Raw genomic sequence first — 15,638 nt, 5'->3', positions numbered from 1 at the left:
CTCCAAGCACTCCCGCTCGGACAGACGATGCTGCACATGCCCAAAGGATTGACTCGCGCCCTCGGCGCCATGCTGGCCCTCGTGGCCTTGTACAGCCTGCTCGGCTTCTTCATCCTTCCAGGCATTGGCCTACGCATTGCCAATCAACAGCTGGCCCAATACGCGACGGTGCCGGCGCAGCTGCAACGTATCGAATTCAACCCGTTCAGCCTCGAGCTGACCCTGTGGGGTTTGCAGGTCGGCGAGCCGGGCAAAGAGCAACTGGGTTTTGAGCGTTTGTACGCCAACCTGTCGCTGGACAGCCTGTGGAGCGGCGCCCTGCACCTGGATGCAGTGGAGCTGGACAAACCGCGCAACGAAATCCTCTTCGGCAAAAACGGCAGCCTCAACCTGACTCAGCTGTTCAAACTGCCGCCCAGCGAAGCCAAGCCAGACGAGCCAGCCAGCGACCCGTTCCCGCTGCGTATCGGCAGCATCAAGCTCACGGAAGGCTACCTGCACTTCCAGGACCTGCGCCCGAGCGAGCCGATCGAGTTTCTCTACGACTCGATGAATTTCGAGCTAAAGAACCTCAGCACCCTCCCCGACGACAGCGCCGACATGACCTTGGTCGCCATCGGCCCCGCCGGTGGGCGGATCGACTGGAAAGGCACACTCGGCCTGGCGCCGATCAGCTCGCAAGGCACCCTGAAAATCACCGACGGCAACATGAAGGCGTTCTGGCCTTACGTGCGTGACGCGGTGCCGCTGGTGCTGGAAGAAGGCGTGATCAGCCTCGATACCCACTACACGCTCAACCTGTCGAAACAGACCGAGCTGCTGCTCGACAACACTCAGGTACGCATCGCGCCGTTCGCCATCAAGGCACCGGACGGCAGGCAACTGGCGCGGCTGGCCAATCTCGAAGTCAGCGAAACCTCGATCGATCTGGCCAAGCAACTGGTCACCGTAGGCAAGATCCGCAGCAGCAAGCTGGAGACCTGGGCCGCCTTGGAACAGGACGGCCAGCTCGACTGGCAGACGCTGTTCGCCAGCCAGCCAGCCAAAGCCACCCCCAAGGAGAAAGCCGAACCTGCCGCGGCCGAGCCGACAGCGCAGGAAAAAGCAGCCGCCGCGCCGAGTAAGCCGTGGCAAGTATTGCTCAAGGACGTTCAAGCGCGCGATTACATGATTCACCTGGCAGACCGCAGCCAGAAAGAACCGGTCACCCTGGATGTCGGCCCGCTCAACCTCGACATGCAGGGCTATGACAGCCTCAACAAGTCGCCGTTTACCCTCAAACTGGATACCACCGTCGGCAAGCAAGGCAAATTGCAAGCCTCCGGCCAGGTCAACCTGGCGCCGGTCACCGCCAAGCTCGATGTCAGCACCCGCGACATCGACCTGCGCATCGCCCAGGCCTACATCAGCCCGTTCATTCAGCTTGAACTGCGCAGCGGCATGCTCGCCAGCGAGCTCAAGGTCGATCTGCAAAATACGGCGCCGCTGGCCTTTACCGTCACCGGTACCGCCACCGTCAACCAGTTGCATACCCTCGACACGATCAAGGACCGCGACTTCGTCAAATGGCAGCAGCTCGACCTCAATGGGTTGTCATACGTGCACGGCGATGCGCTGACCATCGACCAAGTCAAGCTGCTGCAGCCATATGCGCGTTTCATCATCAACGAAGACCGCACCACCAACGTTGATGACCTGCTGATTCCGCAGCCAGCCGGCGCTACCAAAAGCACCGCAGAAAAACCGGTGACTCCCAGCAACAGCAAGCCACTGGGCATTCGTATCGGCAAGATCGACATCAACGACGGCTCGGCCAACTTTGCCGACCTGACCCTGACGCCAAACTTCGCCACAGCCGTGCAGCAGCTCAATGGCCAGGTCGGCACCATCGACAACCGCCAGCCAGCGCCGGCCAAGGTCGATATCAAGGGCAAGGTCGACCGCTATGCACCGGTCACCATCAAGGGCGCGCTCAACCCGTTCAACCCGATGGCCAGCCTGGACATCGCCACCAGCTTCAAACGCGTCGAGCTGACCACACTGACGCCCTACTCCGGCAAGTTTGCCGGCTTTCGCATTCGCAAGGGCCGGCTCAACCTGGACGTGCACTACCTGATCACCAATGGCCAGCTCAAGGCAGAAAACAAGCTGGTGATCGAGCAACTGCAACTGGGTGAGAAGGTCGACAGCCCCGACGCCGTCGACCTGCCGATCCGCCTGGCGGTGGCGCTGCTCAAGGACACCGACGGCACCATCTCGATCGAGCTGCCGGTGACCGGCGACCTCAACAACCCGCAGTTCAGCGTCATGCCGATCGTTTGGCAAACCCTGCGCAATCTGGTCCTGCGTGCCGCCCAGGCGCCGTTCAAGTTCATTGGCGGGCTGGTCTCCGGCGGCAGCTCGCAGGACCTGGGTACGGTCGCGTTCAGCGCCGGCTCCAGCGACCTCAGCGGCGATGCCCAAGCGGCCCTGGACAAACTGGCGACCGCGCTCAACGAACGCCCTGAATTGCGCCTGGAGATCGAAGGCACCAGCGCCCAGACCAGCGATGGCCCGTTGATCGCCGAGCAGCGCCTGGAGCGTGAGTATCAGTCGATCTGGTACAAGATCCTGCAGCGCCGCGGCGACAAGGTGCCGGCCAATGCGTCGATGCTGGTGGTGGATGCTGACGACAAGCCGGCGATGCTCGAAGGTATCTACCGCACCCGCCTGAAACAACAGCCGCCTGCTGAATGGCAGCAGCTGGGGCGTGAAGAGCGTAGCGCCAAGCTGCGTGAGGCGGTGATCAAGTCCTGGGCCGAGAGCGCTGCGCTGCTGCGCCAGCTGGGCCAAGCGCGGGCCGGTAATATCAAGGATTACCTGGTCGACAAAGGCAAGTTGGCGGATGACCGGGTGTACTTCATCGATACCACGCTGGGCCAGGCCGAATCGGATGGGCGCGTGATCACGCCGATGCACCTGGATGCTGAATAAGCGTCTGCATTGAGCGCAACAACGAAAAAGCCCCGGCATGTGCCGGGGCTTTTCGTTATGCGTTGGCTAGATCCATCTGGCCTGCGCAGCAATCCTTATTCGGCTTTCAGACCAGCAGCCGAGACGTCTTTAACGCCTTTGATAGCCTTGGTGATTGCTACTGCACGCTCTTTTTGCGAATCGGTGACTTTCACATCGGACGACAGCGAAACTACGCCTTGATTGGTTTCGACTTTGATATCGCCGCCTGGGATGCCTTTCTCGGTCAGCAGATCAGCTTTGACCTTGGTGGTGATCCAGGTATCGGAGCCATCTTGCTTGGCGCTGTCGACAGTGTTGGCAGCCAGCATAACTGGAGCCTGAACGGCTTGCTGAGCGAAAGCAGCGTTAGCCATGGTCAGAGTCAGAGCGGTAGCAGTAGCGGCAGCAATAGCGAACTTCTTCATACGGGTCACTCCTGTTGTCGAAAGGTCTGCGCCGAGTCAGTTGGCGTCAGATGAATAGACTATTGCAGGGGCTGTGCCAACTTTTCAAAGGCCATAAAACCAATATAAATCAGTAACTTATCAATTTTCAGAAATCCACTCTCTCGTGCATTTTGCAAGCCGGAGCAAAATCCTGCATGCAAGATGCATGTACCCCAGAGTTTTCGCTATCTCGAAATGGGCGCGGAAGATGTAGGAGCGGCCTTGTGTCGCGAAAGGGCTGCGCAGCGCCCCCGGCAATTCTGCGGCGTTGCCTAAATTGTAGGGCCGCTACGCAGCCCTTTCGCGACACAAGGCCGCTCCTACACGGGGCAGTGTTTGACAAATAAAAAGGGCCGCTGTGTGACCCATCGCGACCCAAGATCGCAATAGGCCGCACAGCGGCCCCTATGCGCTGAACATCAGCGCAACCCCGAAGGGTTTATTTCATACCACTACAGCTGGCTTAAACGCCGGAAGCCTTGGCTGCCGCAACGTCTTTGATCGACAGCTTGATACGGCCGCGGTTGTCCACGTCCAGTACCAGTACTTCAACCTCTTCGCCTTCTTTCAGCACGTCGGTGACCTTCTCTACGCGCTCATTGCTGAGCATCGAGATGTGCACCAGGCCGTCTTTGCCAGGCAGGATGTTGACGAATGCGCCGAAGTCGACGATGCGTTCAACCTTGCCGACGTAGATCTTGCCGATCTCGGCCTCGGCAGTGATACCCAGGACGCGCTGGCGAGCTGCTTCAGCGGCTTCTTTGGTTTCGCCGAAGATCTTGATCGAGCCGTCGTCTTCGATATCGATCGAAGCCTTGGTCTCTTCACAGATACCACGGATGGTCGCGCCGCCTTTACCGATAACGTCACGGATCTTGTCGGTGTCGATCTTCATGGCGATCATGGTCGGCGCGTTGGCCGACAGCTCGGTACGCGAAGTACCAATGATCTGGTTCATCTGGCCGAGGATGTTCAGGCGCGCTTCCAGGGCCTGGCCCAGGGCGATTTCCATGATCTCTTCGGTGATGCCGTTGATCTTGATGTCCATCTGCAGCGCGGTAACACCTTTGGCGGTACCGGCTACCTTGAAGTCCATGTCGCCGAGATGGTCTTCGTCACCGAGGATGTCGGTGAGGATGGCGAACTTGTCGCCTTCCTTGACCAGGCCCATGGCGATACCGGCAACTGGCGCCTTCATCGGCACACCAGCGTCCATCAGGGCCAGGGAAGCACCGCAGACCGACGCCATCGAGCTCGAACCGTTCGACTCGGTGATTTCCGATACCACACGGATGGTGTACGGGAACACGTCAGCAGCAGGCAGCATGGCCTGAACCGAACGACGCGCCAGACGGCCGTGACCGATTTCGCGACGGCCAGCACCACCCATACGACCACACTCACCTACCGAGAACGGTGGGAAGTTGTAGTGCAGCATGAACGGGTCTTTCTTCTCGCCTTCGAGGGTGTCGAGCAGCTGAGCATCACGCGCAGTACCCAGGGTCGCAACGACCAGGGCCTGGGTTTCGCCACGGGTGAACAGTGCCGAACCGTGGGTCTTCGGCAGAACGCCGACTTCGATGTTCAGCGGGCGTACAGTCTTGGTGTCGCGACCGTCGATACGTGGCTTGCCGTTGACGATGTTTTCGCGCACGGTGCGGTATTCGATTTCGCCAAAGATTTCTTTGACCACGGAAGCCGAAGGCTGGCCTTCTTCACCGGAGAACTTGGCGATCGCCTGATCACGCAGCTCGCCCAGACGCGCATAGCGGTCGGCCTTGACGGTGATGGTGTAGCCCTGCGAGATGCCTTCGCCGAATTCAGCGCGGATGGCGTTGAACAGCTCGGTGTTGGCAACGGCTGGTTTCCAGTCCCAGGTCGGCTTGGCAGCTTCGGCAGCCAGCTCTTTGACAGCCTGGATGACCGACTGGAATTCGTCGTGGGCGAACAGTACGGCGCCCAGCATCTGGTCTTCGGTCAGCTCTTTGGCTTCCGATTCAACCATCAGCACAGCGCTGTCGGTACCGGCTACGACCATGTCCAGGCTCGAGGCAGCCAGTTGCTCGTAGGTTGGGTTCAGCAGGTAGCCGGTGCTTTCATGGAAGGCAACACGGGCGGCGCCGATCGGGCCTTCGAACGGGATGCCGGAGATTGCCAGGGCAGCCGAAGTACCGATCATCGCAGCGATGTCCGGATCGGTTTTCTTGCTGGTCGACACGACGGTGCAGACAACCTGCACTTCGTTCATGAAGCCTTCTGGGAACAGCGGACGGATCGGACGGTCGATCAGGCGCGAGGTCAGCGTCTCTTTCTCGGAAGGACGGCCTTCACGCTTGAAGAAACCACCAGGGATCTTGCCAGCGGCGTAGGTTTTTTCCTGGTAGTGCACGGACAGCGGGAAGAAGCCTTTGCTTGGGTCTGCGTGCTTGGCACCGACCACGGTCACCAGCACGGTGACATCGTTATCGACGGTGACCAGGACTGCGCCGGTGGCCTGACGGGCAATGCGGCCCGTTTCGAGGGTAACGGTCGATTGACCGAACTGGAATTTCTTGATTACCGGGTTCACGGTTTCCTACCTTTTCAATGGCTCTGGGGGAACTGGTTTCTTGCGAATTCTTGGGCAGAACGGGGAATCGGCCCCATTGACCGTCCAGATACAACTCGAGGCTGGGAGCCTGGTTGCCGGGCGGATAAACCGCTCGGCAACACCAGGCTGCCAACCTCGAAGATACGCATGACGAGCCCGTCGGCAACGCTGAAGCAGCGCTGCCAAAGCTTGCGACCCGCCACGCCCACCACTAGCCAGGCCGCTATTAGCGACGCAGGCCCAGACGACCGATCAGGGTGCTGTAACGGGTGGTGTCTTTGCCCTTCAGGTAGTCCAGCAGCTTACGACGCTGGTTAACCATACGGATCAGGCCACGACGCGAGTGGTGGTCTTTACCGTTGATCTTGAAGTGACCTTGCAGTTTGTTGATGTTGGCAGTCAGCAGTGCAACCTGCACTTCTGGGCTACCGGTGTCGCCGACGGCTTGCTGGTAGTCGGTAACGATTTGTGCTTTTTCTTCAACGCTGAGGGCCATTTGGCATCTCCAGTTAAACGGATCCCGCAAGCGGGGTCCAATAGGCCAGGGACGAACCCTGTATTAATAAAAGAGCTGTGACCGTGCCTACTGACAGCCACCCTCGTGTCTTGCGCTGTCGGCTCATGCCGGCAACGCAAGTATCGGTCATTCCGACCGAATCAAGCGACGTGGCGCAACGCGCCCGTCTTCGCTCACTTCACCGATACCGATGAAGCGACCATTGTGATCCTGCACCCGGACCATGCCGAATTGCGGCGCATCCGGTGCACGTACTGCCTGGCCATGCAGCCAGTAGAACGAGCTGTGCTCTGACAACTGCACCACAGGCCAGTCGAGCAGACCGCTGTCGGACGGCATCAGGAAGCGATCGAGCGCTTCGTTGCCACCGTCGGCGTGGGCTTGCTCGAGCTCTTCGAGCGTCACTGTCTGTGCCAGCTCGAAGGGCCCAGCCTGGGTCCGACGCAGCTCGGCAACATAAGCGCCACAGCCCAACACTTCACCGATATCCTCCACCAGGGTGCGGATATAGGTGCCTTTGGTGCAATTTACCGTCAGACGCGCACGGGTGCCTTCGCACTCGAGCAACTCCAAGCGGTTAATAGTAACAGAACGCGCCTCGCGCTCCACTACCTCTCCCGCACGGGCCAGTTTGTACAAGGGCTGGCCATCACGCTTGAGGGCCGAGTACATCGGCGGTATCTGGCTGATCGGGCCGCGAAATTGAGGCAGGGCTGCCTCGATGTCGGCGCGACCAACGGTCACCTCACGGGTCTGCAGGACCTCACCTTCGGCGTCTGCCGTGGTGGTGGTCTGCCCCATCTGCATGACGGTTTCGTAGCCCTTGTCGGAATCGAGCAGGTACTGCGAAAACTTGGTCGCTTCGCCAAAGCACAGCGGCAGCACGCCACTGGCCAGTGGGTCGAGGCTGCCGGTGTGACCGGCCTTCTCGGCATTGAGCAACCAGCGGACCTTTTGCAACGCTGCGTTGGAGGTAAACCCCAACGGTTTGTCGAGCAGGATGATGCCGCTGACGTCGCGGCGGATTCGTTTGACCTGGGCCACCGATTACTCCTTGGTGTCCGGCTCGACGGGATCCTGGTGCTGGCGGTCTTCTGCCACGGCACGCTCGATCAGTGCCGACAGGTGAACCCCGCGGCTGACGCTCTCATCGTAATGGAAGTGCAGTTGCGGCACGCTGCGCAGCTGCATCGAGCGGCCCAGGTGCAGACGCAGGAAGCTCGCAGCGTTGTTCAACGCTTTGACCGACTGCTTGACCGCATCAGGTTCCTCTTCCTGGCCCATGACGGTGATGAACACCTTGGCATGGCCCACGTCGCGGCTGACGTCGACGGCGGTGATGGTCACCAGGCCGACGCGTGGATCTTTCACTTCACGGCGGATCAGCTCGGCAAGCTCGCGCTGCATCTGATCGCCAATGCGTTGGGTACGGCTGTATTCTTTTGCCATTCGTTGCTACCTGTAACTTAAAGCGGCAAACGCCCGGCCAGGCGTGAAGCCTGACCGGGCGCTACCTGCAGAGGCGTTGCCAACCGCCCTGGGGCGGGGCATCTGCCAGCTCGACCCTTACAGGGTACGAGCCACCTGGACTTTCTCGAAGACTTCGATCTTGTCGCCGACCTTGACGTCGTTGTAGCTCTTGACGCCAATACCGCACTCCATGCCGGCACGAACTTCGGCAGCGTCGTCCTTGAAGCGACGCAGCGATTCCAGCTCGCCTTCGAAGATCACAACGTCTTCGCGCAGAACGCGGATCGGACGGTTGCGGTACACGGTACCTTCGATGACCATACAGCCAGCGACGGCGCCGAACTTCGGCGAACGGAACACATCACGTACTTCTGCAACGCCCAGGATGTTCTCGCGAACATCACTGCCGAGCATGCCGGTCAGGGCTTTCTTGACGTCTTCGATGATGTCGTAGATCACGTTGTAGTAACGCATATCCAGACCTTCCTGCTCGACGATCTTGCGCGCGCCGGCATCGGCCCGCACGTTGAAGCCGAACAGCACCGCGTTGGACGCCAGGGCCAGGTTGGCATCGCTCTCGGTGATACCACCGACACCGCCACCAATCACACGGACCTGCACCTCGTCGTTGCCCAGACCGCCGAGCGAACCCTGCAGTGCTTCCAGGGAGCCACGAACATCGGTCTTGAGGACGATGTTGAGGGTCTTCTTCTCTTCCTGACCCATGGTCTCGAAGATGTTTTCCAGCTTGCCGGCGTGAGCACGGGCCAGCTTGACCTCGCGGTATTTGCCTTGACGGAACAGGGCAACTTCGCGGGCTTTCTTCTCGTCGCCAACTACCGACAGCTCGTCACCAGCTTCCGGAGTGCCATCGAGGCCGAGGATCTCGACCGGGATCGATGGGCCGGCTTCTTTGACTGGCTTGCCGTTCTCGTCAAGCATGGCACGCACGCGGCCATAGTTGGAGCCGACCAGGACCATGTCGCCCTGACGCAGCGTACCGTCCTGAACCAGGATGGTAGCGACCGGGCCGCGGCCCTTGTCCAGACGCGATTCAACAACCACACCACGACCAGGCGCGGTTGGGGTAGCCGACAGCTCGAGGATCTCGGCCTGCAACAGAACGGCTTCAAGCAGCTCGTCGACGCCGGTACCCATCTTCGCCGAAACCTTGACGAATGGAGTATCGCCACCCCAGTCCTCGGAGGTCACGCCTTCTACCGACAGTTCGTTACGAATGCGGTCGAGGTCAGCGCCTGGCTTGTCGATCTTGTTCACTGCAACAACCAGTGGCACGCCAGCGGCTTTCGCATGCTGAACAGCTTCACGGGTCTGCGGCATCACGCCGTCGTCCGCCGCCACCACCAGGATGACGATGTCGGTCGCCTTGGCACCACGGGCACGCATCTGAGTAAACGCGGCGTGACCAGGGGTGTCGAGGAAGGTGACCATGCCACGGTCGGTTTCGACGTGGTAGGCACCGATGTGCTGGGTGATACCACCGGCTTCGCCAGCAGCAACCTTGGCACGACGGATGTAGTCGAGCAGCGAGGTTTTACCGTGGTCGACGTGGCCCATTACGGTCACGACCGGAGCACGCGAGGTGACTTCACCTTCGAACTTCAGCGATTCGGCCAGGGAATCTTCCAGCGCGGTGTCGCTGACCAGCGTGACCTTGTGGCCCAGCTCTTCAGCTACCAGCTGTGCAGTTTCCTGGTCGAGGACCTGGTTGATGGTGACCGGAGTACCCATCTTGAACATGAACTTGACCACTTCAGCGCCTTTGACGGACATCTGGTTGGCCAGCTCGGAGACGGTGATGGTCTCGCCGATGCTCACGGCACGGATAACCGGGCCGGTAGGGCTCTGGAAGCCATGCTGATTGCGCTTCTTCAGTTTGCCCTTGCCACGGCCACCGCGACGGAAGCCATCGCTTTCTTCTTCGGTGGTACGCGGAGCAGCACGCGGAGTCGGGGTCTTTTCTTTCTCTTTGACCTTGACCTTGACCGACACGCGCGGCGCTTCGCCACGGCCGCGACGGTCTTCGTTGCGAGCACGGTCTTCGGTGCGGCGCACTTCTTCTTTCTTGCGCTCGGCGGCGCGAACCGCTGCTTCCTCGGTCAGAGGCTCTTGCGGCGCAGCTGCCGGGGCCGGTGCAGCGGCTGCAGGAGCAGCGGCGGCAACAGGCTCAGGCTTGCTCGCAACAGCACCCTGCGGGGCGTCACGCTCGGCGATACGCTGACGCGAATCGATGTTGGCTTTTTCGCGTGCGGCGTTTTCAGCCACGCGACGCTCTTCCAGCTCACGCGCCTGCTCAGCCTGGATTTCTTCCGGGCTGCGCTGAACGAAAACTTTCTTCTTGCGTACTTCTACGCTGATGCTCTTGCTACCGGCTACACGCAGGGTGCTAGTGGTTTTGCGCTGCAAGGTAATCTTGCGCGGCTCTTCCGCTTTAGCCTTGTGGCTGCTCTTCAGATGAGTCAGCAAAGCCTGCTTCTCATTGTCGGTCACTACCTGACCGGCGTCGGTGTGCGGCAAACCCGCCTCACGCATCTGCTGCAGCAGGCGCTCAACCGGTGCAGCGACCTCTTGGGCCAATTCTTTCACCGTGACTTGCGTCATGCACTTCTCTCCTCAGGCCGCGCCTAATTACTCGAACCAGTGGGCTCGGGCGGCCATGATCAACTTGCCGGCACGCTCTTGGTCGATGCCGTCGATGTCGAGCAGGTCGTCAATCGACTGCTCGGCCAGGTCTTCGCGGGTAACCACGCCGCGCACCGCCAGTTCAACCGCCAGGTCATTGTCCATACCCTCAAGAGAGAGCAGGTCTTCGGCCGGATGGGCGTCTGCCAGTTTTTCCTCGGTAGCGATGGCTTTGGTCAACAGGCGGTCCTTGGCACGAGCGCGAAGCTCGTTGACGATATCCTCGTCAAAGCCATCGATGTTGAGCATTTCTTCCAACGGTACGTAGGCAATTTCTTCCAGGCTGGTGAAGCCTTCGTCGACCAGCACCTGGGCCAGTTCTTCATCGACTTCCAGCTCGTCGACAAAGTTGCGCAGGATGTCGCCAGTCTCGGCTTGCTGCTTGGCCTGGATGTCCTTCTCGGTCATCACGTTCAGGGTCCAGCCGGTAAGCTGGCTTGCCAGACGAACGTTCTGACCACCACGACCGATGGCCTGGGCCAGGTTGTCCTCGCCAACAGCGATGTCCATGGCGTGGGCATCTTCATCGACGATGATCGCCGCGACTTCAGCCGGCGACATGGCGTTGATGACGAACTGCGCTGGGTTCTCGTCCCAAAGGACGATATCCACACGCTCACCGCCCAACTCGCCGGACACCGCCTGCACACGCGAACCGCGCATGCCGATACAGGCACCTTGCGGGTCGATGCGCTTGTCCTTGGAGCGAACGGCGATCTTGGCGCGCGAACCCGGGTCACGGGAAGCGGCCATGACCTCGATGAGGCCTTCGGCAATTTCCGGCACTTCGATAGTGAACAGTTCGATCAGCATCTGTGGCGCAGTGCGCGACAGGATCAGCTGCGGACCGCGGTTCTCGGTGCGGATTTCCTTCAACAGTGCGCGCAAGCGCACACCGACACGGAAGGTCTCGCGTGGAATGATGTCTTCACGAGCCAGCAATGCTTCGGCATTGTTGCCCAGGTCGACGATAACGTTGTCGCGGGTGACCTTCTTGACGGTGCCGGAGATGATCTCGCCCACGCGTTCGCGGTAAGCGTCGACCACCTGGGCGCGCTCGGCCTCGCGGACTTTCTGCACGATGACCTGCTTGGCGGTCTGAGCGGCGATACGACCGAACTCGATCGAGTCGATCTTCTCCTCGATCACGTCACCAACCTTGGCTTCAGGGTGGGTCTCGTGAATCTTGTCCAGCCAGGTTTCGATCGCCGGATCATCAAGATCCTGCTCATCGACCACGGTCCAGCGACGGAAGGTCTCGTAGTTACCGGTGTGGCGATTGATTTCCACACGCAGGTCGACTTCGTCTTCAAAACGTTTTTTGGTTGCAGTGGCCAGAGCCACTTCCAGCGCTTCGAAGATCACGCCCGGTGGGACGCCCTTCTCGTTGGATACCGATTCAACAACCAGCAGTACTTCTTTGCTCATCGTACGCCTCGCCTTGCGCAAGCCATTGGGTCCGGTCTAGTCACCGGGCCCGGCACGTCTCAGTCAAAACTGGGAATAATATTGGCCTTTTCGATCGAGTCGATCGGTAGCAGGAACTCTTGATCATCGACCTGGACGATCACATCCTGTTCCTCCACGCCGCGGAGAAGGCCCTGGAAGTTGCGACGACCCTCGAAGGGTGAACGCAGCTTGATCTTCACTTGTTCGCCGGCATGCGAGGCATACTGTTCAAGCGTGAACAGTGGGCGTTCCATGCCAGGAGAGGACACCTCGAGGGTATATTCGGAAGTGATTGGGTCTTCGACATCGAGAACGCCGCTGACCTGACGACTGACAATTGCGCAGTCATCCACCAGCACGCCGCCTTCCTTGTCGATATAGACACGCAAGACCGAATGCTTGCCCTGGGCGATGAATTCCACCCCCCAGCATTGATAGCCCAGACCCTCGACAACCGGGGCCAACAAGGCCTGCAACTGTTCTAGCTTGCTCGACACCTGAACCCCCTCGTGCATGCTGTGCAAATAAAAAATGGGCGAAGCGCCCATCCCTGAAAGCGCCGTTGGACAACGACGCCAAAACTGTTCGGCTAGCAAAAAGCCCCTGAAAAGGGGCTCCGCTCAAAACTGGTTGCGGGGGCTGGATTTGAACCAACGACCTTCGGGTTATGAGCCCGACGAGCTACCAAGCTGCTCCACCCCGCGACAAAGCTGGGGCGAAAGTATAAGACTGAACCCCTGGCGGGGTCAATTAGACTTCCACCGACAAGAAAGCCCGCTAAAGCGGGCTCTCTTGCTTCAATTGGTACCGAGAAGGGGACTCGAACCCCTACACCCTATGGGCACAACCACCTCAAGGTTGCGTGTCTACCAATTCCACCACCTCGGCAATACTACAATTTGAAACCCGTTACTTCTGCTCTTCGGTTGGAGGAACTACATCACCCGCTGGGGCAGTGTTGCTCTTCTGTTCCTGGAGCACCGGTACATCATCATTAACTGCCGGCTTAGGCTGCTGAACTTCCAACACTGCTGGATTTGGCAAACCTGCTTGAGTCAGCTCGTGAGCCTTCTCCTTTGCGAAGTATCCTAACCCAAGTGCAGTTAAAAAGAAAGTGGCAGCGAGTACAGCAGTGAATTTACTTAGGAAGGTTGCCGAGCCCTGGCTTCCGAACACAGTGTTTGAGGCCCCTGCGCCGAAAGATGCTCCTGCTTCTGCACCCTTACCTTGTTGCAACAAGACCAACGCTACCAACGACAGCGCAGCCAACAGATGAAAAACAACTACGACGGTTTCAATCATTTGATCAGTGTCCTGCGGCGCGACAAATTGCACCGAATTCGTCTGCGTTCAGGGAAGCTCCACCAATGAGCCCCCCATCGATGTCCGGCATGCCGAACAGTTCGGCCGCATTGGCCGCTTTCACGCTACCGCCGTAGAGAAGTCGCATATTATCAGCAACTTCCGCGTCCAGCACCTGCAATTGAGCGCGGATGGCAGCGTGCACATCCTGAGCTTGTTGCGGCGTGGCCGTCAAACCTGTGCCAATCGCCCAAACAGGCTCATAAGCAATTACCGCATTGGCCAAAGCCTTAACACCGCACGCGTCGATGATACTGCTTAGTTGACGCCCAACAACTTCAAGCGTCTTGCCCGCTTCACGTTCTTCGAGGGTTTCCCCTACACAGAGCACTGGCGTTAAACCACCAGCCTGTGCCGCTGCAAACTTGCGATTGAGCACTTCATCTGTTTCGCCAATGATCTGACGACGCTCCGAGTGACCAATCAACACCAACTTGCAACCGACTTCAGCCCACTGACTCGGTGCAACTTCGCCGGTCAGCGCGCCTTGCTCAGGCTGTATAGCAGAATTCTGTGCACCTACGGTAATCCCTTTACCCTGCAGGCCGTTAATCACCTCAGTGACAAACAGCGCGGGTGGAAATACCGCAACTTCGACACCGGCTGGCAGGGACAAATTGCCCAGGCCTTCGGTCAGCTCAGCGACGCTAGCGCGGGTACCATGCATCTTCCAGTTACCAGCTACCATGGGGCGACGCATGCTTTACCTCGTCGGTCAAAGTGGGCGCAGATCTTACCCAACCAGATCTGCGCTGGCAAGAGCCTTTCAAGCACAAACTTCAGCAACCACCTTGGCCAAGGCTTCGGCATGGCCGCGGACCTGACTTTCGTCGTCACCTTCGACCATCACCCGCACCAGCGGCTCGGTGCCGGACTTGCGCAGTAACACACGGCCACGACCGGCCATCGCCTCGGTCGCCTTGGCACTGGCTTCGATCACTGCCGGGTGCTCCAGTGGGTCGGCCTGGCCAGCGGCAAAGCGCACGTTGATCAACACCTGTGGGCACTTGCGCAGGGCCTGACGGGTTTGCGCCAGGTTCTCGCCGCGGCGCTTGAGCGCCATCAGTACCTGCAGCGCTGCAATGATCGCGTCGCCAGTGCTGGTGTGGTTGCAGCACACCACGTGACCGGAGTTTTCCCCGCCGATCAGCCAGTCGCGCTCGGTCAGCTCGGCCATCACGTAACGGTCACCGACCTTGGCCCGCACGAACGGGATGTCCAGGTCCTTGAGGGCCAGCTCCAGGCCGAGGTTGCTCATCAGGGTACCGACCACCCCGCCCTGCAGCTTGTTACGCTCCTGCAGGTCTCTGGCGATGATGAACAGCAACTCGTCGCCATCGACGATGGCCCCGGTGTGGTCGACCATCAGCACGCGGTCGCCGTCACCATCGAAGGCAATGCCCAGATCGGCATGACCGACCAGCACCGCCGCCTGCAGCGACTCAATGTGCGTCGAGCCGCAGTTGAGGTTGATGTTGAGCCCGTTCGGCTCGGCATGCAGCACGGTGACATCCGCCCCCAGCTCACGGAACACGCTTGGCGCGACTTTGTAGGTGGCACCGTGCGCGCAGTCGATGACCAGCTTGAGGCCTTCGAAACTGGTGCTGCTGGGCACGCTGCTCTTACAGAATTCGATGTAGCGACCGGCAGCGTCGTTGATGCGCGAAACCTTGCCCAGCTTGCTCGACTCGACTACCTGCATCGGCTGATCGAGCAGCTCTTCGATCATCAGCTCAACTTCGTCAGGCAGCTTGGTGCCCTGGCCGGAGAAGAACTTGATGCCGTTGTCGTCGTGCGGATTGTGCGAAGCACTGATGACGATCCCCGCCTCGGCGTGGAAGGTGCGGGTCAGGTAGGCGATGGCCGGAGTCGGCATCGGCCCGAGCAGCATCACATCGGCGCCGGCCGCAGACAACCCGGCCTCCAGCGCAGACTCGAACATGTAACCGGAAATCCGCGTGTCCTTGCCCACCAGCACGCGGCAGGCGCCCTGCTTGCGGAAGGCCATGCCGGCCGCCCAGCCAAGCTTGAGCATGAAGTCAGGAGTAATCGGAGCGACGCCAACGCGACCGCGGATACCATCGGTACCAAAGTATTTTTTGCTCAT

The 15,638-nt window shown here is 59.8% G+C and carries 12 protein-coding genes and 2 tRNA genes; 1 reads left to right on the top strand and 13 read right to left on the bottom strand.

The window, feature by feature from the left end; genetic code table 11:
- The first annotated feature begins 36 nt into the window (after positions 1-36).
- On the top strand, positions 37-2,973 hold the full coding sequence (locus AC58X1_RS23040; RefSeq protein WP_497429517.1) for a DUF748 domain-containing protein: 2,937 nt from the start codon (positions 37-39) through the stop codon (positions 2,971-2,973).
- 95 nt (positions 2,974-3,068) lie between these two features.
- Here the strand turns inward: AC58X1_RS23040 and AC58X1_RS23035 are convergent, their stop codons facing one another.
- The 13 genes from AC58X1_RS23035 to glmM form a co-directional block, all read right to left on the bottom strand.
- Positions 3,069-3,419 carry a BON domain-containing protein gene (locus AC58X1_RS23035; RefSeq protein WP_101322150.1) on the bottom strand — a complete coding sequence of 117 codons (351 nt, stop codon included), beginning with the start codon at positions 3,417-3,419 and terminating at the stop codon, positions 3,069-3,071.
- 484 nt (positions 3,420-3,903) lie between these two features.
- Positions 3,904-6,009 (bottom strand): polyribonucleotide nucleotidyltransferase, encoded by a 2,106-nt coding sequence (gene pnp / locus AC58X1_RS23030; RefSeq protein WP_101322151.1) that lies wholly within the window; start codon positions 6,007-6,009, stop codon positions 3,904-3,906.
- A 247-nt stretch (positions 6,010-6,256) separates the two neighbouring features.
- Positions 6,257-6,526, bottom strand: a complete 270-nt coding sequence (gene rpsO, locus AC58X1_RS23025) for a 30S ribosomal protein S15 (RefSeq protein WP_101322152.1) — start codon at positions 6,524-6,526, stop codon at positions 6,257-6,259.
- Between the two features lie 147 nt (positions 6,527-6,673).
- Positions 6,674-7,591, bottom strand: coding sequence for a tRNA pseudouridine(55) synthase TruB (truB, locus tag AC58X1_RS23020; RefSeq protein ID WP_101322153.1), 918 nt, complete (start codon positions 7,589-7,591; stop codon positions 6,674-6,676).
- Between the two features lie 3 nt (positions 7,592-7,594).
- Complete coding sequence (gene rbfA / locus AC58X1_RS23015; protein WP_101322154.1) at positions 7,595-7,996, bottom strand: 30S ribosome-binding factor RbfA; 402 nt, start codon at positions 7,994-7,996, stop codon at positions 7,595-7,597.
- Between the two features lie 117 nt (positions 7,997-8,113).
- Entirely contained in the window at positions 8,114-10,639 is a 2,526-nt protein-coding gene (infB, locus tag AC58X1_RS23010) for a translation initiation factor IF-2 (protein WP_101322155.1), read from the bottom strand.
- Positions 10,640-10,666: 27 nt separating this feature from the next.
- Positions 10,667-12,148, bottom strand: coding sequence for a transcription termination factor NusA (gene nusA, locus AC58X1_RS23005; RefSeq protein WP_101322156.1), 1,482 nt, complete (start codon positions 12,146-12,148; stop codon positions 10,667-10,669).
- A gap of 59 nt (positions 12,149-12,207) precedes the next feature.
- The gene (gene rimP, locus AC58X1_RS23000; RefSeq protein WP_150571338.1) at positions 12,208-12,666 is read right to left on the bottom strand and encodes a ribosome maturation factor RimP; all 459 of its coding nucleotides are present in this window, start codon (positions 12,664-12,666) and stop codon (positions 12,208-12,210) included.
- A 130-nt stretch (positions 12,667-12,796) separates the two neighbouring features.
- Positions 12,797-12,873, bottom strand: a tRNA-Met gene (locus tag AC58X1_RS22995).
- Positions 12,874-12,971: 98 nt separating this feature from the next.
- A tRNA-Leu gene (locus tag AC58X1_RS22990) sits at positions 12,972-13,057 on the bottom strand.
- A gap of 21 nt (positions 13,058-13,078) precedes the next feature.
- Positions 13,079-13,471, bottom strand: coding sequence for a preprotein translocase subunit SecG (secG, locus tag AC58X1_RS22985; RefSeq protein ID WP_101322157.1), 393 nt, complete (start codon positions 13,469-13,471; stop codon positions 13,079-13,081).
- A gap of 4 nt (positions 13,472-13,475) precedes the next feature.
- Entirely contained in the window at positions 13,476-14,231 is a 756-nt protein-coding gene (gene tpiA / locus AC58X1_RS22980) for a triose-phosphate isomerase (protein WP_101322158.1), read from the bottom strand.
- 66 nt (positions 14,232-14,297) lie between these two features.
- Positions 14,298-15,638 carry a phosphoglucosamine mutase gene (glmM, locus tag AC58X1_RS22975; RefSeq protein WP_101322159.1) on the bottom strand — a complete coding sequence of 447 codons (1,341 nt, stop codon included), beginning with the start codon at positions 15,636-15,638 and terminating at the stop codon, positions 14,298-14,300.

The organism is Pseudomonas sp. PGPR N4 (assembly GCF_059693665.1).
The sequence above is the reverse complement of the archived record's forward strand: the minus strand, read 5'-3'. Positions and strand labels throughout refer to the sequence as shown.